The sequence below is a fragment of the Geodermatophilus bullaregiensis genome, assembly GCF_016907675.1.
GTDB lineage: Bacteria > Actinomycetota > Actinomycetes > Mycobacteriales > Geodermatophilaceae > Geodermatophilus > Geodermatophilus bullaregiensis.
The window spans coordinates 3,160,432-3,184,199 of sequence record NZ_JAFBCJ010000001.1 but is presented as its reverse complement, the minus strand read 5'-3'; the positions used below and the strand labels follow the sequence as shown (position 1 = coordinate 3,184,199).

Here is a 23,768-nt window from a genome sequence, read left to right as displayed (position 1 = left end):
GGGGTCCGCGCCCCGGGTCGTCGGGCACGGCAGCCGGAGTGTCTGGCTCCCCCGGGGACCCGGGGACACAGTGGCGGGACCGCGCCGGGTTCGCACCGGCTTCCTGCGCGCACTGCCGTGGTGGGCTGACGGTACCGCCCGCACCGACCGGCTCCACGGCGCGCGGAGCCGTCAGCCCGGCCGGCCGAGGGCGGTCACTCCGCGCCGAGGGCGGTCACTCCGCGCCGAGGGCGTCGGCCACGCGGTGGTGGACCGTGGCCTCCGCCGCCCGGCTCTGCCGCTCCAGCGTGCGGGCCAGCGCGCGGCGCGCCCACCCGTTGGCCGGGGCCAGCTCGACCAGTCGCAGCAGGGCCTCCTCGGCCCGGCGCAGCTGGGCCGACCCGTAGTAGCTGCGGGCCAGCAGCTCGAGCGCCGCCTCGTTGGCCGGCTCGGTCTCGACCAGCGGCTCCAGCAGCCGCGCGGCCTCGGCGGGCTGCCCCATCGAGAAGAACAGGTCGGCGCGCAGGTACTCCGAGTGCAGGTCGGTCTCGAACGGTGGGGTCATGCCCGCTCAACGGCGCCGCCCGGAGCCGTCTTCCCGAGATCACGACACGCCCGGCCGCATGCCGGACGAGGAAGTCCGCAACCAGGTGCATCCGGACGCCATCAGATTGGGAACAACCGGTGTCAGCAGCACCGAGCCCCGAGGGAGCACCGCCATGGCACTGTCCCTGCACCGCCGCCGGACGGCGGACCGCGCACCGGCGGCCGCCCCGTCCGCGAGCACGACGCCTGATCCGCAGCCGCCGGCACCGCAGACCCCGGCTCCGCAGACGCCGGCACCGCGGATCCCGACCCCGCGGACGTCCGGGTCCGGCGGTCGCGTGTTCGCCGTCCAGCGCGTCGGCGCCTTCGTCGTCGCCGGCGTCATCGCCGTCTTCGGCGTCCTCGGCCTGCTCAACGGCCTGGACTTCTTCTCCACGGACGGGGAGCGCGTCCTCGGGCTGTCGTCCAACGGCCTGCTGTCGACGATCTCGCTGGTCACCGCCGTGGTCCTGGTGGCCGCCGCGCTGCGCGGGCCGCGGATCGCCTCGACGATCATGATCGTCATCGGCGTGCTGTTCCTGGTCTCGGCGCTGGCCAACCTGGCGGTCCTCAACACCGACTTCAACTTCCTGGCCTTCGGCCTGAGCAACGTCGCCTTCTCCGTCGTCGCCGGGCTGGTCCTGCTGATGCTCGGCGCCTACGGGCGGGTCAGCGGCAACCTGCCCGCCGACAGCCCGTACGCGCGGGAGACCGGCGACGACGCGCCGCTCCTGGCCGCCGACGAGTTCCCGTCGACGCCGGCCGAGTTCGCCGTCGAGCGGGCGATGCGGGACGCCGAGGTCGCCGTCGTGCAGCACGTCGCGTCCTTCGACCAGCGCCGCCGGGTGGCCGCGATGGCCCAGGTGACCAGCCGCAAGGAGCGCCGCGAGGTGTGGCTGTCGTTCGACCGGGCCCGCCGCGACGCCTGACGCGGGGAGGGGCGGGACGATCGCCGCATGACGGTCGCCCCACTCCCCCTGTCGGCCTGGCCGACGCCGCTCGACCCGGCGCCACGGCTGGCCGGCGCCCTCGGCCTGCACCCCGGTGACCTGTGGGTGAAGCGCGACGACCTGACCGACCTGGGCGGCGGCAACAAGGTGCGCAAGCTCGAGCACCTGGTCGCCGAGGCGGTCACCGGTGGAGCCACCGTGCTGGTCACCAGTGGCGGCGCGCAGAGCAACCACGCCCGGACGACCGCCGCCGCGGCCGCCCGGCTGGGACTGGGCGCCGTCCTGGTCCTGGCCGGCACGCCGTCTGCCGAGCGGCCGGGCAACCTCGCGCTCGAGGGCCTGCTCGGCGCGCGGGTGGTGACCGCCGGTGACGTCGACAGCGCGGCGCTGGAGCGTCGGGTCGAGGAGGTCGCCGCGCGGTTGCGGGCCGACGGCGAGGTCCCGGCCGTGCTGCCGCTGGGCGGGTCGTCCCCGACGGGTGCCCGCGGCTACCTGACCTGCGCCGGCGAGCTCCGCGAGCAGGCACCGGACGCCGCGCACGTGGTGGTGGCCGTGGGGTCGGGCGGCACGATGGCCGGCCTGGTCGCCGGGCTCGGGGGTGACCGGGTGCTCGGCGTCGACACCGGCGCGGTGCCGGACCCGGACGAGCGGGTGGCCGGGCTGGCGGCCGCCCTCGGCGCGTCGGACGCGCCGAACCGCCTGCGCCACGACCAGGTCGGCGCCGGGTACGGGGTGCTGACCGCGGCGGCCGCGGCGGCGATGCGGACGGCGGCGCGCACCGAGGGCCTGCTGCTCGACCCGGTCTACACGGGCAAGGCGCTGGCCGGGCTGGCCGCGGCGGTGGGCGACGGCTCGATCCGGCCCGGGGAGCGCACCGTGTTCGTGCACACCGGCGGCCTGCCGGGGCTGTTCGGGCACCCCGTCGCGGCCGGGCTGGCGGCCGGGGTGCTGGCCGGCCCGACGTAGCCTCGCGGGCGCCATGTCCTCCCCCGCCACGTCCTCCCCCGCCACGTCCCCTCCCGCCGGGTCCGCCGCCGCCGTACCCCGCGGCCGGGTCGACGCCTGCCCCGGCGCGCTGCAGACGCACACCGCGGCCGACGGCGAGCTGGCCCGGGTACGGGTCCCCGGCGGGCTGCTCACCTCCGCCCAGCTGCGCGTGCTGGCCGCGGCCGCCCGCGACCTGGGCGACGGTGCGCTCGAGCTCACCAGCCGGGGCAACCTGCAGCTGCGCGGGCTCGCGCCCGAGGCGGCGCCCGAGCTGGGCCGCCGGCTGGCCGCGGCCGGGCTGCTCCCGAGCGAGAGCCACGAGCGGGTGCGCAACGTGCTGGCCAGCGCGCTGACCGGCCGGTCCGGCGGTCACCTCGACGTCCGGCCGTGGGTGGCCGCGTTCGACGCCGGCCTGTGCGCCGACCCCGCACTCGCCGCACTGCCCGGCCGCTTCCTCGCCACGCTCGACGACGGCCGGGGCGACGTCACGGGCCTCGGTGGCGACGTCGGCCTGCTCGCCCTCGACCCCGACACCGTGGCCCTGACGCTCGCCGGCGTGGACAGCGGGCTGCGGGCGACGCCCGCGGACGCCGTCGACCTCGCGCTGGCGGCCACCCGTGCCTTCCTCGCCGAGCGGGCCGCGCAGGGCGGCACCGCCTGGCGGCTGGCCGAGCTGCCCGACGGGCCCGCACGGGTGGCCGCCCGCCTGCCCGGCCCCCGCGCGGCGCCCGTCCCGCTCCCGCCGGCCGCCGTCACCGGCCCCGTCGGCGCCGAGGTCCAGGCGGACGGGCGGACGGCGCTGGCCGGCGTCGTCCCGCTGGGCCGGCTCACGGCCGCCCAGGCCGACCTCCTGGCGAGCCTCGCCGACGAGGTCCAGCTGACCCCGTGGCGCAGCGTCGTCGTGCCCGACCTCGACGAGCACCGCGTGGACGACGCGGCCGTCGACCTGCACCGGACCGGCGTGGTCCTCGACGCGGACAGCCCCTGGCTGCGGGTGACCGCGTGCGCCGGCCGGCCCGGGTGCGCGAGGTCGCTGGCCGACGTCCGGGCCGACGCCGCCACGGCGGTCACCAGCGGCGCGCTCCCGGCCGGCGGCGCGCGGCAGCACTGGGCCGGCTGCGAGCGCCGGTGCGGCCGCCCGCGCGGGGACGTCGTCGACGTCGTCGCCACCCCCGCCGGCTACCGCGTCAACTGCGGAAGGACCCCCCTGCCCCCCACCCCTCGCTGACGCTCGGGGCGGGCCCCTGCAGAAGGGCCACCCCGGACGGTCACTCGGGGAACCGGCCGCCGGCGGGGATCTCGGTGCCCTCGTCGAGCTCCGCCCGGCGGCCGACCAGCGCGATGTCGCCGTCGCCGCCGACGGAGCAGCCACGCCCCACGTCGACGCCGTCGTCGACCACCGCGCGGGTCACCGTCGCGCCCGACCGCACCCGCACGCCGGGCAGCAGCACCGAGTCGACGACGGTCGCGCCGACCTCCACCACCACGCCGGGGGACAGCACCGAGCCGCGGACGTTGCCGGAGATGCGGGTGCCGCCGGAGAGCAGGCTGTTCTCGATCTGGCCGTCGTCGAGCACCCGGGCCGCGCTGTGCCGGCCACCGCGGGTGTGCACCGGCCACGCCGGCTCGTCGAGGTCGATCGGGGGCTCGGCGGAGAGGAAGTCGCGGTGCGCCTCCCAGTACGACGGCACCGTGCCGACGTCGCGCCAGTACCCCGTCAACGGGTACGCCCGCGCCAGGCCGTCGCGGGTCTGCGCCGGCAGCAGGTGGGTGCCGAGGTCCTCCAGGTCGTCCTCGCCCACCTCCGACTGCAGCTGCTCGAGCCGGTCCAGCGTCGGGCCGGGACTGAAGACGAACACCTCGTTGGTCGCGGTCGTCGTCGCCGGCTCGTCGGGCTTGTAGGCGTAGCCGGTCACCCGGTCGCCGTCGACCTCGACGATCCCGTAGCGCGCGGCGTCGTCGGCGGCCACCTCCGTGGTCACCATCGTCACCTCCGCGCCCGACTCCAGGTGCGCCTCGGCGACCTCCCGGTAGTCCAGTTTGTAGACGGCGTCGGAGCTGACGACGACGAGCGCGTCGGCCCCGTGCTGACGGATCAGGTCGGCCTGCCGCCACAGCGAGTTGGCCGTGCCGGTGTTCCACCCGCCGCGCTCGGTGCCCTGGAACGGCGGCAGCGTCATCAACCCGCCGGTGGTGCGGTCGAGGTCCCACGGCCGCCCGTTGGCCAGGTGGTCGGCCAGCGAGGTCGGGTGCTGCTGGATCGACACCCACACGTCGGCGATCTGCGAGTGCTCGCAGTTGCTCAGCGGGAAGTCGACGAGCCGGTAGACACCGGCGAACGGGACGGCGGGCTTGGCGCGCCGCTCGGTGAGCAGCTCCAGCCGCCCGCCGGCGCCACCGGCCAGCACGAGGACGAGTACGCGGGGAAGGGCCATGCCCCCGGCTACCCGCCCGCCCGTCCGGCTACCCGGCCAGGGACGGGACGTAGCCTCGCTGCCGATGCCCGGGTACGAGTACGAGAGGGACGGCGCCGAGATCTACCGGCAGTCGTTCGCCACGATCCGCGCCGAGGCGGATCTCACCGGCCTGCCCGAGGACGTCGCCCGGGTGGTCGTCCGCATGGTCCACGCCTGCGGTCAGGTGGACCTGGTCGACGACGTCGCGTACAGCCCCGAGGTCGTCCGCCGTGCCCGCGAGGCCCTCCACGCCGGTGCCCCCGTGCTGTGCGACGCGCAGATGGTCGCCTCGGGCGTCACGCGCCGCCGGCTGCCGAAGGACAACGACGTCGTCTGCACGCTGAACGACCCGCGGGTCCCCGCGCTGGCCGCCGACCTCGCCACGACCCGCACTGCCGCGGCGCTGGAGCTGTGGCGCGACCGCCTCGACGGCGCCGTCGTCGCCATCGGCAACGCGCCGACCGCGCTGTTCCACCTGCTGGAGATGGTCGCCGCGGGTGGGCCGCGGCCGGCCGCCGTCCTCGGCATCCCGGTCGGCTTCATCGGCGCCGCCGAGTCCAAGGAGGCCCTGGCCGCCTCCGACCTCGAGTTCCTGGTCGTCCGCGGCCGCCGCGGGGGCAGCGCCATCACCGCCGGCGCGGTCAACGCGATCGCGAGCGACGTCGAGTGACCGGCCGCCTGTACGGCGTCGGGCTCGGTCCCGGCGACCCGGAGCTGGTCACCGTCAAGGCCGCCCGGCTCATCGGCGCCGCCGACGTCGTCGCCTTCCACGCCGCCCGGCACGGCCGCTCGGTCGCCCGCGCGCTGGCCGAGCCGTACCTGCGCGCGGGGCAGGTCGAGGAGCTGCTGGTCTACCCGGTCACCACCGAGACCACCGACCACCCCGGCGGCTACCAGGGCGCCATCGACGAGTTCTACGAGGCCGCCGCCGCCCGCCTGGCCGCCCACCTCGACGCCGGCCGCGACGTCGTCGTCCTGGCCGAGGGCGACCCGTTCTTCTACGGGTCCTACATGCACATGCACAAGCGGCTCGCGCACCGCTACCCCACCGAGGTCGTGCCCGGCGTGACCAGCGTCAGCGGGGCCGCGGCGGTGGTGGGGCGGCCGCTGGTCGAGCGCGACGAGGTGCTCACCGTGCTGCCCGGCACGCTGCCGGCCGACGAGCTCGCCGAGTGGCTGGCCACCACCGACTCCGCCGCGGTGATGAAGCTCGGCCGCACCTTCCCGCAGGTGCGCGAGGCGTTCGAGGCGGCCGGCGTGCTCGACCGCGCGCTCTACGTCGAGCGGGCCACCACCGACCGGCAGCGCACGCTGCCGCTGGCCGACGTCGACCCGGAGACGGTCCCCTACTTCTCCCTCGCGCTGCTGCCCAGCCCGCTCACCGGCCCCGGGCAGCCCGACGAGGGCGCCCCGGTCGCGGCCGGCGGCTGCGCGCCCGGGGAGGTCGTCGTCGTCGGCCTGGGCCCCGGCTCTCGGGGGTGGACGACGCCCGAGGCCGCCGACGCCGTCGCCTGCGCCGACGACCTGGTCGGCTACGGCCCCTACCTCGACCGGGTGCCGGCCAACCCCCGGCAGACCCGCCACCCCAGCGACAACCGGGTGGAGGCCGAGCGGGCCGCGCACGCGCTGGAGCTGGCCCGGTCCGGTCGGCGGGTCGCCGTCGTCTCCAGCGGCGACCCGGGGGTGTTCGCGATGGCCGCCGCGGTGCTGGAGGTGGCCGCCCGGCCCGAGCACGCCGGCGTCCCCGTCCGGGTGCTGCCCGGGCTCACGGCGGCGCAGGCCGTGGCCGCCCGGGTCGGCGCGCCGCTGGGCCACGACTTCGCCGTCATCAGCCTCTCCGACGTGCTCAAGCCGCTCGACGTCGTCCTGGACCGGCTGCGGCACGCGGCGTCCGCCGACCTGGCCATCGCCCTTTACAACCCGCGCTCGAAGGCCCGCCCGCACCAGCTCGGCGAGGCCCTGACCGCGCTGCTCGAGGTCCGCAAGCCGGACACGGTCGTCGTCGTCGGCCGCGACGTCGGCGGGCCGCAGGAGCGGGTCACGGTGACGACGCTCGGCGAGCTGGACCCCGAGACCGTGGACATGCGCTGCCTGGTGCTCGTCGGCTCGTCCCAGACGCGGGTGACACCGTCCGGGCAGGTGTACACGCCACGCCGCTATCCGGCGTGACACACCGTTGCCGGGAACAACCAGCTCCCGCGCCGGCTTGTCCTGACCCGTGCCGACCGCCCGACTCCCCCGCCCGGCCGCGTTCTGGACCGTCACGGTGCTGCTCGTGCTGGTGCTGGCCGCCTCCGGCGTCCCGTCACCGCTCTACCGCGTCTACCAGGAGCAGTTCGGCTTCGGTCCGGGCGTCCTGACGCTGGTCTTCGGCATCTACGCCTTCGCCCTGCTCGCCGCGCTCCTCGTGGTGGGCGGCCTGTCCGACCACGTGGGCCGGCGGCCGGTGCTGGCCGGCGGGCTGCTGCTGCAGGCGGTGGCGATGGTGGTCTTCCTCGCCGCCGACGGCGTGGGCTGGCTGCTGGCCGCCCGCGTGCTGCAGGGCCTGTCCACCGGCGCGCTCACCGGGACGCTCGGCGCGGCGCTGCTGGACCTGCAGCGCGGCGAGCGGCCGCTCGGCCCGCTGGTCAACAGCGTCTCCCCGGGCCTGGGCCTGTCCCTCGGCGCGGTGGGCGCGGGGCTGGCCATCGAGGGCATCGCCGAGCCGACGCCGTGGGTGTTCGGCGTGCTGACCGTCGTCTTCGTGCTCGGCGCCGCCACCGCCTCCGTGCTGCCGGAGTCCTCGCCGCGGCTGCCCGGCGCGCTGGCCTCGCTGCGCCCGCAGGTCGAGGTGCCCCGGCCGCAGCGGCGGGCGTTCCTCGTCGCGGTGCCCTGCCTGGTGGCGCTGTGGGCGATGGGCGGGCTGGTGCTCTCGCTCGGCCCGTCGCTGACCGCCGGCGTGTTCGGGCTCACCGACCACCTCGTCGGCAGCCTGCTCATCCTGTGCATGCAGGGCGCCGGGGCCGTGGGCGGCCTGCTGGCCCGCGACCTGGCGCCGCGCCGGGCGATGGCCGGGGGCTGCGTGGTCTTCGCCGTCGCCGTCGGGGCGCTGCTGGTCTCGCTGGTGACCGGCGCGGCCTGGCTGTTCTTCGTCTCCGCCGCGATCTCCGGACTCGGGTTCGGCGCGGCCTTCCTCGGCGCGGTCGCCACCGTCACCGCCGGGGTCGCGCCCGGCCGGCGCGCGGGGCTGCTGTCGAGCATCTTCGTCGTCGGCTACCTCGGCTTCAGCATCCCGGCGATCGCTGCCGGGATCGCCTCGGCCGCCCTCGGGCTCGAGCTGGTCGCCGTGGTCTACGGCGCCGTCGTCATCGCACTCGCGCTCGGCGCGGCGGTCGGGCTGCGCCTGTCGGGCCGTCCCGACCCCGCCGCGGCGCCGGTCGAGGAGCCCGCCGAGCCGCTGGCGGCCTGAGCCGGGCCGCCACAGCGGACGACGTTGCTGCCCGGTCTCACCGGGGACCTCGCCTCGGTGGCCCGCTGAGCTGCGAGAACTGTCGTAGCCCGGCCGTAGGTTCACCTCGTGCAGGAGATCGAGGAGGAGCAGCGGCCGTTCGCGGGCGGTCTGCTCGACCTGCTCCTGACCCGGCCCACGGAGCTGCCGCGGCTGCCGGTGGGGTTGCTGACCCGCGAGCAGAAGGCCGCCGAACTGCAGCGGGTCGCCGCCCTCGAAGCCCAGACCGCCGCGTACAAGGCCGAGCTGGTCCTCGGCCTGGCCGATGACACCCCGGATGACCTGGACCCTGCGCCGGGTACGCCGGGTGCCAGGCGGGGGTCGTGGGCGCCGGACACGGAACTGCCCGGGGTGTCGGAGTTCTTCACCGCCGAGCTGGCCATGGTGCTCAACTGCGGCCGCCGGTCGGCCTCGCTGCTCGCGCACCGGTGCTGGGTCTACCGCGAGTCACTGCCCGCCACCTGGGCGGCCATGTCCGCCGGCGCTCTGGACGAGGCGCGGGCCAAGGTGCTCGTCGACGTGCTGGAGCACACCGACCCGGCGGTGGCGCGGGCGGTGGAGGCCCGGCTGCTGCCCGACGCGGCGAACGTGACCACGCACTCGTTGAGGAAGCGGGCCATCGCCGCGCTGCTCGCGGTCGACGCCGACGCGGTGGACCAGCGGCGGAAGGAGGCCGAGCGGCACGCCGACGTGCGCGTGCACCCCGCCCCGCGGGAGGGCATGGCCACCCTGGCCGCCGAGCTGCCCGCGCCGACCGCCGCGGCCTGCCACGACGTGCTCGACCGGCTGGCCCGGATGCTCAAGGCCGACGGCGACGAGCGCCCGGTTGGGCAGTTGCGCGCTCACGTGCTGGCCGACCTGATCCAGCGCCCCTGGGACACCTCCCGCCCGCCGGTGACCGCGCACCTGCAGCTGATCGCCGGCCTTGACGCGCTGGCCGGCCGTTCCCCGGAGCCGGGGGAGGTCGACGGACTGCCGATCACCATCGGCCAGGTGCGTGAGCTGCTGGCCCAGCTCGACGCCCTCGGCCTCCGGACGCCCGTCGGTGGGTCGGTCACCCTCGCCCTCGCCGACGATGGTGCGGTGCGCGCCACCGCCGCCCTTGACCGGCTGCGCCGGCTGGCCCGCCGCGGCTGCCCCGAGCACCCGGTCGAGGACGACTGCGGGTGTGCGGTCCTCGATCGCCCCGAGCCCGTCGACACCTACACGCCCTCTGCGGCGCAGCAGACCTTCATCCACACCCGTGACCGCACCTGCCGCTTCCCCACCTGCGGCCAGCGGGTCGGGTGGGCCGACGCCGACCACGTCGTCCCGCACGCCTGCGGCGGCGCGACCGACTGCGCCAACCTGTGCTGCCTGTGCCGCAGCCACCACCGGCTCAAGACCTTCGCCCGCGGCTGGCGCTTCGCCATGGACCCCGATGGCGTCCTGCACGTGACCACCCCGTCGGGGATCACCCGCACCACGAGACCCCCGGGCCTGCGGCCACCCCCGTCGGCGGCCGACCCGCCGCCACCGCAACCCGACCCACCGGCCGCGACCGAGGACCCGCCACCACCGGACGACGACCCACCACCGTTCTGACCGAGCAGGTCGTCCGTCGGCTTCCCGCCCGACAGGGGGGCCGACGGAGCCGCGTCGTCCTACCGACCCGGATAGGGCTGGGCCTTCAGCGCACGGGCCAGGTGCGCCGCGTTCTCGGCCAGGGTCCTCGTCGTCGAGGCGACCGCCTCCGGCGTCTCCTCGAGGTCGTTGTAGTCGCGGCCGCCCATCGCCTCGTCGTTCCAGTACGTGGCGCCCTGCGCGGGGACGGTGAACCCGATGTCGTTGAGGCCCTGGAAGAGGTCGGCGCTGATCTTGTGGGCACCGTCCTCGTTGCCGACCACGCACACCACCGCGACCTTCCCGGTGACCAGCGGCCGGCCGGAGTCGTCGGTCTCGGACAGCTCGCCGTCGAGCCGTTCCAGCACCCGCTGGGCGACACTGCTCATGTGGCCGACCCAGGTCGGCGTCGAGACGACGAGGACGTCGGCGGCCACGAGCTTCTCGCGGATGCCCGGCCACGCGTCCCCCTCGCCCATGTCCACCTCCACGCCTGGCTTGACGTCGTGGTCGACGACGCGGACCACCTCGGAGGCGAACCCCTGCTCGCCGAGCACCTCGAGGACCTGGCCGGCCAGGAGCTCGCTGGACGACGGTGCCGGGGACGGCTTCAGGCTGCAGATCAGGGCGAGGGCACGGGGTGACGCGGTCTCGGTCATGCCCCTGACCTGCCCCGAAGCAGGCCGGTCTCACACATCAGGATCGTGCGCGACCGACCGCGGCGCAGAAGCGGTCGTGGTCGGTGCGCGCCGCACCGAGCGGCGCCAGCACCTCCTCGTCGGCCACCTCGCCCACCCGGGCGGTGAGCCGGCGTCGGGCCGTCCGCGCCCGGCGTCTGGCTCCGGCGGCCACCAGCGGCCGGCAGACCAGCGCCAGCAGCAACCCGGCCAGCAGCCCGCCGACCAGCAGCAGCGTGGGCAGCGGGATCCCCTGCACGCGCGGGAGCGGGACGACGTCGTCGAGCTGCAGCAACCCCAGCCCGACCAGCGCCAGCAGCCACAGCGCCCCGACGAGGGCGGTCAGCGCGAGCAGCCACTGCAGGCCGCCGACGGCGCGCTGCCACAGCGGGGTGCGGTCGGGGCCGAGGTCGGTGCCGGTGACGGCGCGGTCGAGCCGGTCGGCCAGCCGCTCCTCGGTGTCCTCCGACGTCCGGCGCAGCTCGTCGCGCCACGCCTGCGGCAGCCCGCGCCCGGCGTCGTCCCGGGCCCGCCGGAGAGCGGCGTCCATGCCGGCCCGCTGCACCGCCCCGGCCTCCGGCAGCGAGGACCGCACCCGCTCGTCGCCCAGGTGCAGCCGGCCCAGCGGGTCGGCGCGCAGCTTCGACGTCCAGCGCAGCACCGGCCAGCCGGTGTGCGCGACGCCGTTGCGGCGGGTCGAGCGCTCGACGGCCGACACCACGGCCGGCACCCCGGCGGCGTCGGCCAGGGCGCCGGTGAGCTGCTCGCGCGCGGCCCGGTCGGGGCCGCGGTCCCTGCCGAGGTCGGTCGCGCAGTGGACCGCCAGCGCGGTGGCGGCACCGCGGGCGTCGGCGGTGAGCCGGTCGGTGGCCGCCTTGCGGGCGCCCACCCGGCGGGCGAGCTCGGCGCGCAGCTCGGGCAGGCCCAGCCCGCTGCGCGCCGCGGCGGGCAGCACCGGCGTCCCGGCCAGGCCCTCCTCGTCGAGCAGCCGGCGCAGGTCGGTCAGGCAGGCCACGGCGGCGGCCTCGTCGAGCCGGTCCACCTGGTTGAGCACCACGAGCAGCACACCCGCGTGGCCCGCCAGCGGCGCGAGGTAGCGCGAGTGGACGGCGTCGTCGGCGTACTTCTGCGGGTCGAGCACCCACACCAGCACGTCGACCAGCTGCACCAGCCGGTCGACCTCGAGCCGGTTCTCCAGCCGCACGCTGTCGTGGTCGGGCAGGTCGAGCAGCACCAGCCCGTCGAGCGCCGGGTCGGGGTCGGTCACCCGGTGCCGGCGCGGCACCTCCAGCCAGTCGAGCAGACGGTCGGCGCCGTGCTCGCCCCAGACGCTGGCGTGCGCCACCCCGGTGGTCGGCCGCCGCACACCGGGTGTACTGACCTCGGCCCCCGACAGCGCGTTGAACAGCGTCGACTTCCCGCTGCCGGTGGCGCCGGCCAGCGCGACGACGGTGGCGTCGCCCAGTGCCTCGCGGGCACCGGCCTTGGCCAGCAGCGACCGGGTGGTGCCGACCTCGGGCACCTCCAGGCGGCCCTCGGCCACCTCGACCGCCTCGCGCAGCGCCGCCAGCCGGTCGGCCAGGGACAGCTCCCGGGCCCTCACGCGGCGGCCCCGCGGGCGGCGGCCAGGGTGGCGACGGCGGCGCGGAGCCGGTCCGCGGCGTCGTCGGCGGGGGCCGCGTGGGTCAGCAGGTCCTCGAAGCGGTCCTCCTCCCAGCGCAGCAGCCGGTCGGCGCGGGCGTCGAGGTCGGCGCGGGCCCGGGTGGCCAGCGCGCGCACCGCGGCGTCGCCGAACACCGCCTCGAGCACCCGCTGCCCGACCGCCGTCGTCCCGCCGGCGATGGCGAGCTCCGCGCCCGACAGCCCCGCCGTCGACGCGAAGACGGCGACCATGACCACCGCGCCGGCGCCGTTGACGCCCCACGACAGCAACCGCGCCTGCGAGCGCTTGCCCGCGCCCTCCTCGCGCACCAGGTCGAGCACGTACCCCTGCCAGTCGCGCACCTCCTCGGCGGCCACGGGCGCGAAGTCCGGCGAGACCCCGGACAGCTCCTCCTCGCGGCCGGTCAGCAGCCCCGGCCCGCCCGGCAGCGACCGCCACGCGGTCACGGTGCGGTCGGCGGCGCGGTCGGCCTCGGCCCGCAGCAGCGTCTCGACGCCGGACTCCAGCGCGCCCTGCAGCGAGTCCGACGACGTCGGCCGGCCGGTCAGCGCGGCGGCGAGCCGGTCGCGCAGCCGGCCCACCTGGGTCTGCAGGGAGCGCATCCACTCACCGGTGCCGACGAAGTCCTGCCAGCGGGCCAGCACCTCGCCGCGCAGCAGGCTGCCGTTGCTGACGCCCTCGCTGACCGCGTCCCGCGCGCCGTCGTAGGCGGCGTCGGCGGCCGACCGCAGCGCGTTCGCCGCGGCGGCCTGCTCGTCGACCCCCGCGGCCACCGCGGCCACCCGCCCGTCCAGGCTCTCCAGCGCGCCGGCCAGCGTCTGGCGCACGACGGCGGCGCGCTGCTCCTGGTCGGCGGCCAGCCCGCGCAGCCAGTCGCGCAGCGGCGCCACCTGCGCCTCGGGGAGGAAGCCGTCGGTGAGCGGCCGCTCCTCGACCACGAACAGCCGGGCCGAGCCCAGCCCGCCGCGCTGCAGCATCGCGGCGAGGTCGGCGGCCACCTCGGTGACCGCCTCCGGCGGCGTCCGGTCCAGGACGACGGCCAGCGCGGTGCCCCGCTCCTGCGCCGTCCGCAGCAGGTCCCAGGGGACGGCGTCGGCGTAGCGGGCCGCCGTCGTCACGAACACCCACAGGTCCGCGGCCGACAGCAGCTGGCCGGCGAGGTCGCGGTTGGCCTCCACCACCGAGTCGACGTCGGGGGCGTCGACGAGCGCCAGTCCCGGCGGCAGCGCCTCGGTCGTGACCAGCCGCAGCCCGCCGGTGACGTCGCCCTCCCCCGTGGTGCGGGCCAGCCCGGGCAGGACCCGGTCGCCGGAGAAGGCCGCGCGGTCGACCGGCGAGCAGACCAGCACCGGCGAGCGGGTGGTCGGGCGCAGCACGCCCGGCGCGGTCACGCGGGCGCCGAGCACGCTGTTGACCAGCGTGGACTTGCCGGCGCCGGTCGAGCCGCCGACCACCGCCAGCAGCGGGGCGTCGAGGTCGCGCAGCCGCGGCAGCAGGTAGTCGTCGACCTGGTCGACCACCGCCCGGGCGGTGCGCGAGGTGGTGTCGCGGGACGGCGTCACCAGGCCGAGCGGAGCGGCGGCGACGGCGTCGCGCAGCTCCTGCAGCGCGTCGGTCAGCGGGGGCGCGGTCACGGCTGGTACCTAGCCCGGACGGCGCCCCGCTACCCGTCGAGCGCCGCGAGCGCGGCCGGCACCTCCCCCGGCGTGGCCACTACGAGGGCCGCGCCGGCCCCGGCCAGCTCCCCCGGACCGCCCGGTCCCCACCCGGCGCCGACGCACGCCAGCCCGTGCGCGGCCGCGCCGAGGACGTCCTGCGCCCGGTCGCCGACCAGCACGGCGGGGCGCCGGCCGGGGTGGGCGGCGAGCGCGGCCGCCACCACCTGGTCCTTGTGCCGCACCGCGCCGTCGAAGGTGGCGCCGTGCACGCTCGCGAAGGCGCGCAGCATGCCCACGTGCCCGAGCACGCGGACGGCGAAGGCCTGCGGCTTGCTCGTCGCGACGGCGAGCACGGCGCCGCCCTCCCGCAGGGTGCGCAGCAGCTCGGGGACGCCGTCGTACACGGTGACGTCGAGCAGCGCGCCGGCGGAGTGGTGCGCCCGGTAGGCGGCCACCGCGCGGTCGACGTCGGCACCGGTGAGGCCGAACACGGTGGCGAAGCCGTCCTGCAGCGGCGGGCCGACCATGTCGCGCAGTTGCGCCGGGGTGGGCTCGGGCAGGCCCAGCTCGGCCGCGGCGGCCCGCACCGAGGCGGCGATGCCCGGCGTCGAGTCGACCAGCGTGCCGTCGAGGTCGAACAGGACGAGCGGGGTCACCCCTCGCCCTCGGAGTACACGCCCAGCTCGTTCCCCGCGGGGTCGGCGAAGTGGAACCGGCGTCCCCCGGGGAACGCGTACGGCTCCTCGACGACCCGGCCGCCCGCCCGCCGCACCGCGGCCACGGACGCGTCGAGGTCGGCCGAGAAGAGCAGCACGAGCGGACCGCCGGGACGCACGTCGTCGCCCAGGCGCAGGCCGCCGACCTCCGCGGCGTCGTCCCGCGGGTCGCGGATGCCGGAGTAGCCCGGCCCGTAGCGGGTGAACCGCCAGCCGAACGCCTCGGCGTAGAAGCGCTCGGCCGCCTCGAGGTCGGTCACCGTCAGCTCGACGTAGTCGATGGCGTGGTGCCGGTGGGGGGAGGGGTCGGCCATGCGCACATCCTCCCGGCCCGGTCAGCGGGTGACGGCGTCGAGGAACGCGGTGACCCGCTCGCGCAGCTCGGCGGCGCGCTCCTCCCCCACCTCGACCGGGTCACGCTCGCGCAGCCACGGCGGGATCTCGGTGCGCGCGCGGGCGGCGCAGCCGAGGTCGGCGCACACGTAGGTGCCGACCGAGTCGCCGTTCCGCCCGGCCTCCCCGGCCCGCCGGGCGGTGAACAGCGAGACCGCGTCACCGGAGTGCGTCGCCTGGCAGAGCAGGCACATGACCGTGCGGCGGGCCGACATCCGCGTGTCGGCCGCCCGCAGCGCCACGCCCACCGGCCGGCCCTCCCGCTGCACGACGAGGTAGCCGCGCAGCGGCGCGCGCGGGTCGCGCCAGCCGAGGACCTCCAGCTCCTCCCACGGCAGGTCGGCGAGGTCGCGCGGGAGGGTGGCGGAGTTCGCCTCGCCCTTCGAGCAGTTGACGAAGGAGCGCCGCAGCTGCTGCTCGGTCATCGGTTCCACGAGGAGCCATCCTCCGTTCCGGCACCGGCCCGTCTCAACCGGTCTCCCGCACCCAGGCGAGCGCCTCCTCCACGGTGGCCACGACGTGGACCCCGGCGGGCACCGGCGGGCGGCGCACCAGCACGACCGGCAGCCCCAGCTGCCGGGCGGCGGCCAGCTTGGCCTCGGTCATCGACCCGCCGGAGTCCTTGGTGACGACGACGTCGACGCCGTGGCCGCGCATCAGCGCCACCTCGCCCTCCACCGTGAACGGCCCCCGCGCCAGCAGCAGCACCGCCCCCGCCGGCAGCGGCCCGCCCGGCGGGTCGACCGAGCGCACCACCACCCGCCCGGCCAGCCCGGCGAAGGCGCCGACGCCCTGCCGGCCGGTGGTGAGCAGGACCGTGCCGGCGTCGCGCACGGCCTCGGCGGCCTCCCCCAGCGAGCCCACGTACCGCCAGTCGTCGCCCGGGCCCGGCGTCCACCCGGGGCGCTGCACCCGCAGCAGCGGGGTGCGCTGCCGGGCCGCCGCGGTCGCCGCGGAGGCGGTGATCCGGGCGGCGAACGGGTGGGTCGCGTCGACGACGGCGCGCGGCCGGTGCTCCGCCAGCCAGGCGGCCAGGCCGTCGGCGCCGCCGAAGCCGCCCACCCGCACCTGCCCGTCGGGCAGCACCGGGTCGGCCACCCGCCCGGCCAGGCTGGAGAGGACGTCGACGCCCTCGGCGACCAGTGCAGCGGCCAGCCGCCGCGCCTCCCCGGTGCCGCCGAGGACGAGCACCCGCCCGGTCACCGCGCGCCGCCGGGGAACATGGCCCCGTGAGCAGGGACGGCGCCGCGGGGCTGCGGCACGGCTGGACCACCGGCGCGTGCGCGACGGCGGCCACCACCGCGGCCTACACCGCGCTGCTCACCGGCGAGTTCCCCGACCCGGTGACGATCGACCTGCCGAACGACCGGCACCCCTCGTTCGCGCTGGCGACGGAGGCGCTCGAGCCGGGCGCCGCCACGGTGGGGATCGTCAAGGACGCCGGCGACGACCCCGACGTCACCCACGGCGCCCTGGTCAGCGTGCGGGTCACCCACGGCGAGCCCGGCAGCGGCGTCGTGTTCCGCGCCGGCGAGGGCGTGGGCACGGTGACCAAGCCCGGGCTGCCGCTGGCGGTGGGCGAGCCGGCGATCAACCCGATGCCGCGGCAGTTCGTGCGGGAGCACGTGGCCGCGGTGGCCGCCCGCCACGGCGGCAGCGGCGACGTCGTCGTCGAGGTGGCCATCGAGCACGGCGCCGAGCTGGCGAGGAGGACGTGGAACCCGCGGCTGGGCATCCTCGGCGGGCTGTCGGTGCTGGGCACGACCGGCGTCGTCGTCCCGTACTCGTGCTCGTCGTGGATCGACTCGATCCGCCGCGGCATCGACGTCGCGCGCGCCGCCGGGCGCGAGCACGTGGCCGGGTGCACCGGCTCGACCAGCGAGAAGACGGTGCAGGCGCTCCACGACCTGCCGGAGGACGCGCTGCTGGACATGGGCGACTTCGCCGGCGCCGTGCTGAAGTACTTGCGCCGCCACCCCGTGCCGCGGCTGACCGTGGCCGGCGGCATCGGCAAGCTGGCCAAGCTCGCCGACGGCCACCTGGACCTGCACTCGGGCCGCTCGCAGGTGTCGTTCGCCTCGCTGGCCGACCGGGTGGCCGCCGCGGGCGGCGCCCCGGACCTGGTCGAGGGCGTCCGCGGCGCCAACACCGCGCTCGACGCGCTGCGCCAGTGCCAGGAGGCCGGCCTGCCGCTGGGCGACCTGGTGGCCGCCGGCGCCCGGGAGACGGCGCTCGGCGTGCTGCGCGGTGCACCGGTCGAGGTCGACGTCGTCGTCGTCGACCGCGCCGGCGTGGTGGTGGGACTGGCCCCGCTGTAGGGGCCCGCCGCGAGCCGGCGAGCGGTGGGGGGCAGCGGGGTCCTTCAGGCCTGAGCGCGGCATCTCGTCGTCGAGTAGAGGTGGCTGTCGGGGAACTGCTCCGCGGTGAGCACCGGGCCGACGACCACGATCGCCGTCCGCCGCACCCCCGCCGCCTCCACCTGGCCGGCGATGTCGGCGAGCGTGCCGCGCAGCACCAGCTCGTCGTCGCGGCTGGCCCGGGCGACGACGGCGACCGGGCCGTCGTCGCCGTAGTGCTCGGCCAGCTGCGGTGCGAGCTCGGCCATCCGCTGCACGGCCAGGTGCAGCACGAGCGTGGCGCCGGTCGCGGCGTAGGCGGCCAGCTCCTCGCCCGGCGGCATCGGCGTCGACCGGGCCGAGGTGCGCGTGAGGACGACGGTCTGGCCGACCCCCGGCACGGTCAGCTCGCGCTTGAGCGACGCGGCCGCCGCGGCGAACGCCGGCACCCCCGGGACGACGTCGTAGGGCACGCCCGCGGCGTCGAGCCGGCGCATCTGCTCGGCCATGGCGCTGTAGACCGACGGGTCACCGGAGTGCAGCCGGGCGACGTCGTGGCCGGCCTCGTGCGCGGCGACCAGCTCGGCGGTGATCGCGTCGAGGTCGAGGTCGGCGGTGTCGACCAGCCGCGCGCCGGGCGGGGCGGTGTCGAGCAGCTCGCGCGGCACCAGCGCGCCGGCGTAGAGGCAGACGGGGGCGCTGGCGATGACGCGCGCCGCCCGCAGGGTGACGAGGTCGGCCGCCCCGGGACCGGCCCCGATGAAGTGCACGGTCACCAGCGGGTCACCGACCAGATGGTCACGGGCATCGCGGGCCGCCACCCGGTGAAGGAGCCCACCGGCTCGGCGCGCTGCACCCCGACGCGCACCAGCTCGCCACCCACCCGGGCGTGCCACCGCGCGAGCACCCCCTCGCTCTCCACGGTGACGGCGTTGGCCACCAGCCGGCCGCCCGCGGGGAGGGCGTCCCAGCACGACTCGACCAGCAGCGGCGTGGTCAGCCCGCCGCCGATGAACACCGCGTCGGGCGCGCCCAGCCGGGACAGCACCTCCGGCGCGTGCCCGTGCACCACCCGCAGGTACGGGACGCCGAGCCGGGCGGCGTTGCGCGCGATCCGCCCGGCCCGCTCCGCCGAGGCCTCCACGGCGACCGCGCGGCAGGTCGGGGAGGCGCGCATCCACTCGATGCCGATCGAGCCCGCGCCCGCGCCGACGTCCCAGAGCAGCTGCCCCGGGACGGCGGCCAGCCGGGCCAGCGTGATCGCCCGCACCTCGGACCTCGTCAGCTGCCCGTCGGACTCGTAGGCGCCGTCGGGCAGGCCCGGCGTCGTCGGCAGCGGCACGGTGCCGCGGTCGGCCCGGCACTCGACCGCGGTGACCACCAGCGCCGGCGCCGGCTGCGCCCAGGTGGCCGCCGTGCCGGTGCGCACCTCCTCGTCCGGGCCGCCGAGCCCGCCGAGCACGGTGACCGGGCTCTGCCCGTAGCCGCGGCCGGACAGCAGCGCCGCCACCTGCGCCGGGGTCCCGCCGTCGGAGCCGAGGACGAGCAGCCGCGCGCCGGGCTGCACGTGCGGGTGCAGCAGCTCGATCGGGCGGCCGACCAGGCTGACCACGCAGGTGTCCTCGACGGCCCAGCCCAGCCGCGCGCAGGCCAGCGACACCGACGACGGCGCCGGCAGCACCCGCACCCGGTCGGCGCCGAGCAGCCGGGTCAGCGTGGTGCCGATGCCCGAGAGCATCGGGTCGCCGCTGGCCAGCGCCACCACGGCGCGGCCGGCGTGCTCCTCGACCAGGCCGGGCAGCGCCTCGGTGAGCGGCGAGGGCCAGGGCACCCGCTCCGCGGTCACCTCCGGCGGCACGAGGCCGAGCTGCCGGGCGCTGCCGAGCAGCACCTCGGCCCGCTCGACCTCGGCGCGCGACGTCGGCGCCAGCCCGTCCCACCCGTCGGCGCCGATCCCGACGACGACGACGGGCACGCCCGGCACCGGTGCGGCGGGCGCCGAGACGGCCTCCCCGGTCACGCGGGCAGCTCCCCGCGGGGCCCGGCGGCCTCGGTCAGGAGCCGCTCGCGCAGGTCCTCCGGGAGCCGGTCGACGTAGACGACGCCGTCGAGGTGGTCGACCTCGTGCTGCAGGCACCGGGCGGCCATGCCCGTGGCCTCGATCGACACCGGCCTGCCCTTCACGTCCACGCCGTCCACGCGGGCGCGGAAGGCCCGGGACAGGTCCGCGTAGGGGCCGGGCACCGACAGACAGCCCTCCTCGGTGAGCTCCTCGGCGGGCTCGCCCTCGGCCGGCCGGAGGACGGTCAGCCGCGGGTTGACGACGTAGCCGACGACGTCCTCGCCCCGCGCGTCGGGGCAGTCGATGACGAACACCCGGGCGTCGACGCCGATCTGGTTGGCCGCCAGGCCCACGCCGTCGGCCTCGCGCATCGACGCGAACATGTCGAGCACCAGCCGGCGCAGCCGCTCGTCGAACTCGCTCACCGGCGCGCACGGACGGTGCAGCACCTCGTTGCTGCCGTAGGTGACGATCGGCCGGGCGACGCCGTCGTAACGGCCGGGCAGACGCATGGCCGCGATCCTAGGAAGCGCCCTCGGCAGGATGGTCGTGTGCTGCTCCGCCACGTGCCCGACCGCCGCGTCCGCGGGGACCTCCCGACCGCCCTCGGCCTGGCGCTCGGCGCGGCCGCCGACCTGCTGCTGGCCGACCCGCGGCGGCGCCACCCGGTCGCCGGCTTCGGAACGGCGGCCGCGGCGCTCGAGCGGCGGGTCTGGCGCGACTCCCGGGCGGCCGGCGCGGGGTACGCGACGGTCCTCGTGGCCGGGGCGGCCGCCCTCGGGACGGCCGGGACGCGCCTGACCCGCGGCCGGCCCGCCGCGCGGACGCTCGCGGTCGCCGCCGCCACCTGGACGGTGCTGGGCGGCACCTCGCTCGGCCGGGCCGCCTCGGCGGTGTCCGGCGCGCTCGAGGCCGGCGACCTGCCCGCGGCCCGTGGCCTGCTGCCCACGCTGGCCGGGCGCGACCCGAACGCGCTGGACGCCGGCGAGCTGGCCCGGGCCACCGTGGAGTCGGTCGCGGAGAACACCTCCGACGCCGCCGTCGCCCCCCTGGTGTGGGGCGCGCTCGCCGGACTGCCGGGCCTGCTCGGCCACCGCGCCGTCAACACCCTCGACGCGATGGTCGGCCACCGCTCGCCGCGGTACGCCCGCTTCGGCTGGGCCGCCGCCCGCGCCGACGACGTCGCCAACTGGCTGCCCGCCCGGCTGACCGCGGCGCTCACCGTGGCCACCGCACCGCTGGCCGGGGGCTCGGCCCGGGACGCGCTGCGAGTCTGGCGCCGCGACGGCGCCGCCCACCCCAGCCCCAACGCCGGCCGCTGCGAGGCGGCCGCGGCCGGTGCGCTGGGTCTGCGGCTGGGCGGCCGCAACGTCTACGGCAGCCGGGTGGAGGACCGGCCGGTGCTGGGCGAGGGCCGGGCCCCCGACAGCAGCGACGTCGCCCGGGCGGTGCGGCTGTCGCGGGCGGTGTGGCTGGCCGCCGCGGCCCTGGCGGTGGTGAGCCGGGCCGTGGTGGGCAGGCCGGCCCGCCGCGGCTGAGCGGACGACGTCCGCGGCCCGCGCCGGTGCAGGGCACCGCGCGGCTCGGGGAGGACGGGGAAGCCGGCCGGGTCGGTCCGCGGGTGGCTGGCCGGTGGGTCGGCCGGGCCGCGGCCGCCACGGGCGGCGATGACGAGCGTGGTGACCGAGAGGCCACCCATCGCGAGCAGGAACAGCAGGACGAGCACTCCACCTGAGGTCATGACCGAAGAGTGGCACCGTCGGAACTGGACGAGAGCAGTCCAATCCGGCATGGTGGCCCGCATGCCACCGCGGGTCGAGCAGTCCACCGCCACGGAACTGGCCGCACTGGTCGGTCGGCTCGACGAGCTGCCCGGCCCCCGCTACGCCGGCCTGGCCCGCCGCGTCCGCGAGCTCGTCGCGCTCGGCCAGGTGCCGGTGGGCACCCGGCTGCCGGCCGAGCGCGACCTGGCCGCAGCCCTGGCGGTCAGCCGGGTCACCGTCGCCTCGGCCTACCGGCTGCTGCGCGAGGAGGGGCACGCGAGCACCCGGCACGGCGCCGGCACCGTCGTCGAGGCGCCGTCGGCCGACCCGGTCTGGCACGCCCCGACCACCGACCCCGCCGTCCTCGACCTCGCCCACGCAGCGCCCGAGGCCGCGCCGCAGCTGCTGCCGGCCTACGCGCAGGCCCTCGCCCGGGTACCGGCCGTCCTGGCCGGCCACGGCTACGCGCCCGGCGGGCTGCCCGAGCTGCGCGCCGCCGTCGCCGACCGCTACACCGCCCGGGGCCTGCCCACCGACCCCAAGCAGGTGGTGGTCACCGCCGGCACCGGCGACGCCACCGCGCTGGTCGTCGAGACGCTGCTGCAGCCCGGGGACCGGGTGCTCGTCGAGCACCCCACCTACCCGGGCGCGCTGGGCATCGTCGGCGCGGCCGGCGGCCGGTGCGTGCCGGTGGCCGTCGACGCCGCCGACCCCGACGCGGTGGTCGGCGCGGCCGCCATCGCCGTCCGGCAGAGCAGCCCGCGGATGGCCTTCCTCATGCCGGACTTCTCCAACCCCAGCGGCGCGCGGCTGTCCGCGGCCGGCCGCCGGCGGCTGGCCGCGACGCTGTGGCAGCAGGGCGTGCTGACCGTCGTCGACGAGGTCACCGCCGAGCTGTGGCTGGACGACGACGGGCCGCTGCCGCTCTACGCCGCGGGCCTGCCCGACGCGGCGACGGTCACCGTCGGCGGGCTGTCCAAGGCGGTGTGGGGCGGCCTGCGGATCGGCTGGCTGCGCACCGACGCCGCGCTGGCCGCCTCCCTGGGCGCCGCGCTGGGCCGCCGGCAGCTGTCGGTCGGCGTCCTCGACCAGCTCGCCGCCGCCGTGCTGGTGCGCGACCTCGACGCCGTCCTCGCGGAGCGCCGCGCGCTGCTCCGCGAGCGCCGCGACGTGCTGCTGGCCGAGCTGGCCGCCCGGCTGCCGCACTGGACGGCGCCGCGGCCGTCCGGCGGGCTGTCGGTCTGGTGCGGCCTGCCGCCCGGGCCCGGCTCGGCCGCCCTCGTGGCCGCCGCGGCGCCGCTCGGACTGGAGCTGGCCGAGGGCCGCGCCTTCGGCACGGGGACGGCGTTCGACGACCACCTGCGGCTGCCGTTCACGCTCCCTCCCGAGCAGCTGCGCTCGGCCGTGGCCACGCTGGCCGCCGTGGACGCGGCCCTGCGCAGCGGGCCGCCGGCGCGGTCCCCGGCCCGGTTCGTGACGGTGGTGTGAACACCGGGTCGGCCTGTTCCGACCACGTGCGGTGACGCCTCGGAGCGACTAGCGTCAGGGAGGTCCCCGAGCGGCCGGGCTCACCCGGCATCCGCGGAAGGTCGAACCCACGGCTGTGCGGCGCTCAACCGGGCCCTCGCCCGGCGCGCGTCCCCGGAGCACGCCATGACGTCGACCCAGTCCCGTGTCCTCGACCGGCACCGCACGGCCTCCCCGGGGGCGGCGGTGCCCCTGCCCCGCCCCCCGGCACCCTCACCGCTGACCACCCGGCGCACCCGCCTGGCCGGCCGCTGGCGCTACGACCGCGCCAGCGGCGAGTGGGAGTGGTCGGAGGAGATGGCCGAGCTGCACGGCCTGCCCGCCGACGGGCCCGGGCCGTGCACCGAGGTCCTCGTGGCCGCGCAGCACCCCGACGACCGCCCGCGCACGGTCGACGCGCTGTCCGCGGCGGTGACCGGCGCGGAGGCCTTCTGCCTGGAGGTCCGGCTGCGCAGCGAGTGCGGGGCCGACCGCCGCGTCCTCTTCCTCGGTGAGCCCCAGCTCGACGCCGACGGCACGGTGACCGCCGTCGAGGGCATGGTCGTCGAGGTCCCGCGGCCGGCCGGGGGGACCGCCGACCGGGTGGCCGAGCTGGAGACCGAGGTGACGCAGCTGCGCACGGCGATGGCCAGCCGGGCACCGATCGAGCAGGCCAAGGGCGTGCTCATGCTGCTCACCGGGTGCGGCGACCAGGTGGCCTTCGACCTGCTCGCGCACATCTCCAGCCACACCCACCGGAAGGTGCGCGAGGTCGCCGTCGACCTCGTGGCCTCGGCGTCCGGGCACGGCACCCTGCCCGACGACATCCGGGCGATCCTGCGCGACGCCTGCCCCCCGGACCGCCGGGTGCCCTGACCGGGCCCCTCCCCTCCCCCGCCGCCCTGCCTCCCCGGCGCCCGGAGCGGCGGGGGAGGATGCCCGGGGTCG

At 77.6% G+C, this 23,768-nt stretch carries 23 protein-coding genes and 1 riboswitch; of the genes, 11 read left to right on the top strand and 12 right to left on the bottom strand.

Annotated elements, in window-relative coordinates; genetic code table 11:
* Window positions 1–37: 37 nt before the first annotated feature.
* Window positions 38–105, bottom strand: a riboswitch (cobalamin riboswitch).
* A gap of 109 nt (window positions 106–214) precedes the next feature.
* Window positions 215–544, bottom strand: coding sequence for a tetratricopeptide repeat protein (locus JOD57_RS15085; protein ID WP_204692765.1), 330 nt, complete (start codon window positions 542–544; stop codon window positions 215–217).
* A gap of 154 nt (window positions 545–698) precedes the next feature.
* Between JOD57_RS15085 and JOD57_RS15080 the strand changes: the two genes are divergently transcribed.
* From JOD57_RS15080 to cobG, 3 genes are read left to right on the top strand one after another with little or no spacing between them, the layout of a single operon-like run.
* Window positions 699–1,493 carry a DUF4383 domain-containing protein gene (locus JOD57_RS15080; protein WP_204692764.1) on the top strand — a complete coding sequence of 265 codons (795 nt, stop codon included), beginning with the start codon at window positions 699–701 and terminating at the stop codon, window positions 1,491–1,493.
* A 27-nt stretch (window positions 1,494–1,520) separates the two neighbouring features.
* Window positions 1,521–2,480 (top strand): pyridoxal-phosphate dependent enzyme, encoded by a 960-nt coding sequence (locus JOD57_RS15075; protein WP_204692763.1) that lies wholly within the window; start codon window positions 1,521–1,523, stop codon window positions 2,478–2,480.
* 13 nt (window positions 2,481–2,493) lie between these two features.
* A complete protein-coding gene (cobG, locus tag JOD57_RS15070; protein ID WP_204692762.1) occupies window positions 2,494–3,729 on the top strand; it encodes a precorrin-3B synthase in 1,236 nt (411 codons plus the stop codon).
* Between the two features lie 40 nt (window positions 3,730–3,769).
* Here the strand turns inward: cobG and JOD57_RS15065 are convergent, their stop codons facing one another.
* Window positions 3,770–4,936, bottom strand: coding sequence for a glucose-1-phosphate adenylyltransferase family protein (locus JOD57_RS15065; protein WP_204692761.1), 1,167 nt, complete (start codon window positions 4,934–4,936; stop codon window positions 3,770–3,772).
* A 64-nt stretch (window positions 4,937–5,000) separates the two neighbouring features.
* Between JOD57_RS15065 and JOD57_RS15060 the strand changes: the two genes are divergently transcribed.
* The 4 genes from JOD57_RS15060 (at window position 5,001) to JOD57_RS15045 (ending at window position 10,028) form a co-directional block, all read left to right on the top strand.
* Window positions 5,001–5,627, top strand: a complete 627-nt coding sequence (locus JOD57_RS15060; protein ID WP_204692760.1) for a precorrin-8X methylmutase — start codon at window positions 5,001–5,003, stop codon at window positions 5,625–5,627.
* Entirely contained in the window at window positions 5,624–7,126 is a 1,503-nt protein-coding gene (locus JOD57_RS15055; RefSeq protein ID WP_204692759.1) for a precorrin-2 C(20)-methyltransferase, read from the top strand. Before JOD57_RS15060 ends, JOD57_RS15055 begins: the two co-directional genes overlap by 4 nt.
* Before the next feature lie 49 nt (window positions 7,127–7,175).
* Window positions 7,176–8,405, top strand: coding sequence for an MFS transporter (locus JOD57_RS15050; RefSeq protein ID WP_204692758.1), 1,230 nt, complete (start codon window positions 7,176–7,178; stop codon window positions 8,403–8,405).
* A gap of 108 nt (window positions 8,406–8,513) precedes the next feature.
* The gene (locus tag JOD57_RS15045) at window positions 8,514–10,028 is read left to right on the top strand and encodes an HNH endonuclease signature motif containing protein (RefSeq protein WP_307824699.1); all 1,515 of its coding nucleotides are present in this window, start codon (window positions 8,514–8,516) and stop codon (window positions 10,026–10,028) included.
* Window positions 10,029–10,087: 59 nt separating this feature from the next.
* Here the strand turns inward: JOD57_RS15045 and JOD57_RS15040 are convergent, their stop codons facing one another.
* Genes JOD57_RS15040 through JOD57_RS15010 form a run of 7 tightly spaced genes read right to left on the bottom strand, consistent with a single transcriptional unit; the run spans window position 10,088 to window position 16,356 of the window.
* Entirely contained in the window at window positions 10,088–10,705 is a 618-nt protein-coding gene (locus JOD57_RS15040; RefSeq protein ID WP_204692757.1) for a flavodoxin family protein, read from the bottom strand.
* A 37-nt stretch (window positions 10,706–10,742) separates the two neighbouring features.
* The gene (locus tag JOD57_RS15035) at window positions 10,743–12,326 is read right to left on the bottom strand and encodes a GTPase (RefSeq protein ID WP_204692756.1); all 1,584 of its coding nucleotides are present in this window, start codon (window positions 12,324–12,326) and stop codon (window positions 10,743–10,745) included.
* Complete coding sequence (locus tag JOD57_RS15030) at window positions 12,323–14,020, bottom strand: GTPase family protein (RefSeq protein ID WP_204692755.1); 1,698 nt, start codon at window positions 14,018–14,020, stop codon at window positions 12,323–12,325. Before JOD57_RS15030 ends, JOD57_RS15035 begins: the two co-directional genes overlap by 4 nt.
* A gap of 29 nt (window positions 14,021–14,049) precedes the next feature.
* Window positions 14,050–14,700 (bottom strand): HAD hydrolase-like protein, encoded by a 651-nt coding sequence (locus JOD57_RS15025; RefSeq protein ID WP_204692754.1) that lies wholly within the window; start codon window positions 14,698–14,700, stop codon window positions 14,050–14,052.
* On the bottom strand, window positions 14,697–15,074 hold the full coding sequence (locus tag JOD57_RS15020; protein ID WP_204692753.1) for a VOC family protein: 378 nt from the start codon (window positions 15,072–15,074) through the stop codon (window positions 14,697–14,699). The genes JOD57_RS15025 and JOD57_RS15020 overlap by 4 nt, the downstream gene beginning before the upstream one ends.
* A 21-nt stretch (window positions 15,075–15,095) precedes the next feature.
* Window positions 15,096–15,578, bottom strand: a complete 483-nt coding sequence (locus JOD57_RS15015) for an FBP domain-containing protein (RefSeq protein WP_239572143.1) — start codon at window positions 15,576–15,578, stop codon at window positions 15,096–15,098.
* Window positions 15,579–15,621: 43 nt separating this feature from the next.
* Entirely contained in the window at window positions 15,622–16,356 is a 735-nt protein-coding gene (locus tag JOD57_RS15010; protein ID WP_204692751.1) for a cobalt-precorrin-6A reductase, read from the bottom strand.
* Window positions 16,357–16,382: 26 nt separating this feature from the next.
* Between JOD57_RS15010 and JOD57_RS15005 the strand changes: the two genes are divergently transcribed.
* On the top strand, window positions 16,383–17,471 hold the full coding sequence (locus JOD57_RS15005; RefSeq protein WP_204692750.1) for a cobalt-precorrin-5B (C(1))-methyltransferase: 1,089 nt from the start codon (window positions 16,383–16,385) through the stop codon (window positions 17,469–17,471).
* 44 nt (window positions 17,472–17,515) lie between these two features.
* Here JOD57_RS15005 and cobM read toward each other — a convergent pair whose 3' ends face one another.
* The 3 genes from cobM to def are packed head-to-tail and all read right to left on the bottom strand — an operon-like array spanning window position 17,516 to window position 20,063.
* Window positions 17,516–18,265, bottom strand: a complete 750-nt coding sequence (gene cobM, locus JOD57_RS15000) for a precorrin-4 C(11)-methyltransferase (protein WP_204692749.1) — start codon at window positions 18,263–18,265, stop codon at window positions 17,516–17,518.
* Window positions 18,262–19,509, bottom strand: a complete 1,248-nt coding sequence (gene cbiE, locus JOD57_RS26925; protein ID WP_204692748.1) for a precorrin-6y C5,15-methyltransferase (decarboxylating) subunit CbiE — start codon at window positions 19,507–19,509, stop codon at window positions 18,262–18,264. The genes cobM and cbiE overlap by 4 nt, the downstream gene beginning before the upstream one ends.
* Window positions 19,506–20,063 (bottom strand): peptide deformylase, encoded by a 558-nt coding sequence (gene def / locus JOD57_RS14990; protein ID WP_204692747.1) that lies wholly within the window; start codon window positions 20,061–20,063, stop codon window positions 19,506–19,508. The genes cbiE and def overlap by 4 nt, the downstream gene beginning before the upstream one ends.
* Before the next feature lie 39 nt (window positions 20,064–20,102).
* On the opposite strand from def, the gene JOD57_RS14985 reads away from it, so the two are divergent.
* From JOD57_RS14985 to JOD57_RS14975, 3 genes are all read left to right on the top strand, one after another.
* The gene (locus JOD57_RS14985) at window positions 20,103–21,089 is read left to right on the top strand and encodes a cobalamin biosynthesis protein (RefSeq protein WP_307824698.1); all 987 of its coding nucleotides are present in this window, start codon (window positions 20,103–20,105) and stop codon (window positions 21,087–21,089) included.
* A 264-nt stretch (window positions 21,090–21,353) separates the two neighbouring features.
* The gene (yczR, locus tag JOD57_RS14980; RefSeq protein ID WP_204692746.1) at window positions 21,354–22,802 is read left to right on the top strand and encodes a MocR-like transcription factor YczR; all 1,449 of its coding nucleotides are present in this window, start codon (window positions 21,354–21,356) and stop codon (window positions 22,800–22,802) included.
* Window positions 22,803–22,967: 165 nt separating this feature from the next.
* Window positions 22,968–23,696, top strand: coding sequence for an ANTAR domain-containing protein (locus tag JOD57_RS14975; protein WP_204692745.1), 729 nt, complete (start codon window positions 22,968–22,970; stop codon window positions 23,694–23,696).
* The last annotated feature ends 72 nt before the right edge of the window (window positions 23,697–23,768 follow it).

Bases quoted from the DNA above. Each gene is read 5' to 3' on its own strand.
- JOD57_RS15015 (WP_239572143.1), bottom strand. From the start codon at position 15,578: ATGACCGAGCAGCAGCTGCGGCGCTCCTTCGTCAACTGCTCGAAGGGC.
- JOD57_RS15085 (WP_204692765.1), bottom strand. From the start codon at position 544: ATGACCCCACCGTTCGAGACCGACCTGCACTCGGAGTACCTGCGCGCC.
- JOD57_RS15020 (WP_204692753.1), bottom strand. From the start codon at position 15,074: ATGGCCGACCCCTCCCCCCACCGGCACCACGCCATCGACTACGTCGAG.
- JOD57_RS15060 (WP_204692760.1), top strand. From the start codon at position 5,001: ATGCCCGGGTACGAGTACGAGAGGGACGGCGCCGAGATCTACCGGCAG.
- def (WP_204692747.1), bottom strand. From the start codon at position 20,063: ATGCGTCTGCCCGGCCGTTACGACGGCGTCGCCCGGCCGATCGTCACC.
- cobG (WP_204692762.1), top strand. From the start codon at position 2,494: ATGTCCTCCCCCGCCACGTCCTCCCCCGCCACGTCCCCTCCCGCCGGG.
- JOD57_RS15065 (WP_204692761.1), bottom strand. From the start codon at position 4,936: ATGGCCCTTCCCCGCGTACTCGTCCTCGTGCTGGCCGGTGGCGCCGGC.
- yczR (WP_204692746.1), top strand. From the start codon at position 21,354: ATGCCACCGCGGGTCGAGCAGTCCACCGCCACGGAACTGGCCGCACTG.
- JOD57_RS15080 (WP_204692764.1), top strand. From the start codon at position 699: ATGGCACTGTCCCTGCACCGCCGCCGGACGGCGGACCGCGCACCGGCG.
- JOD57_RS15075 (WP_204692763.1), top strand. From the start codon at position 1,521: ATGACGGTCGCCCCACTCCCCCTGTCGGCCTGGCCGACGCCGCTCGAC.
- JOD57_RS15040 (WP_204692757.1), bottom strand. From the start codon at position 10,705: ATGACCGAGACCGCGTCACCCCGTGCCCTCGCCCTGATCTGCAGCCTG.
- JOD57_RS14975 (WP_204692745.1), top strand. From the start codon at position 22,968: ATGACGTCGACCCAGTCCCGTGTCCTCGACCGGCACCGCACGGCCTCC.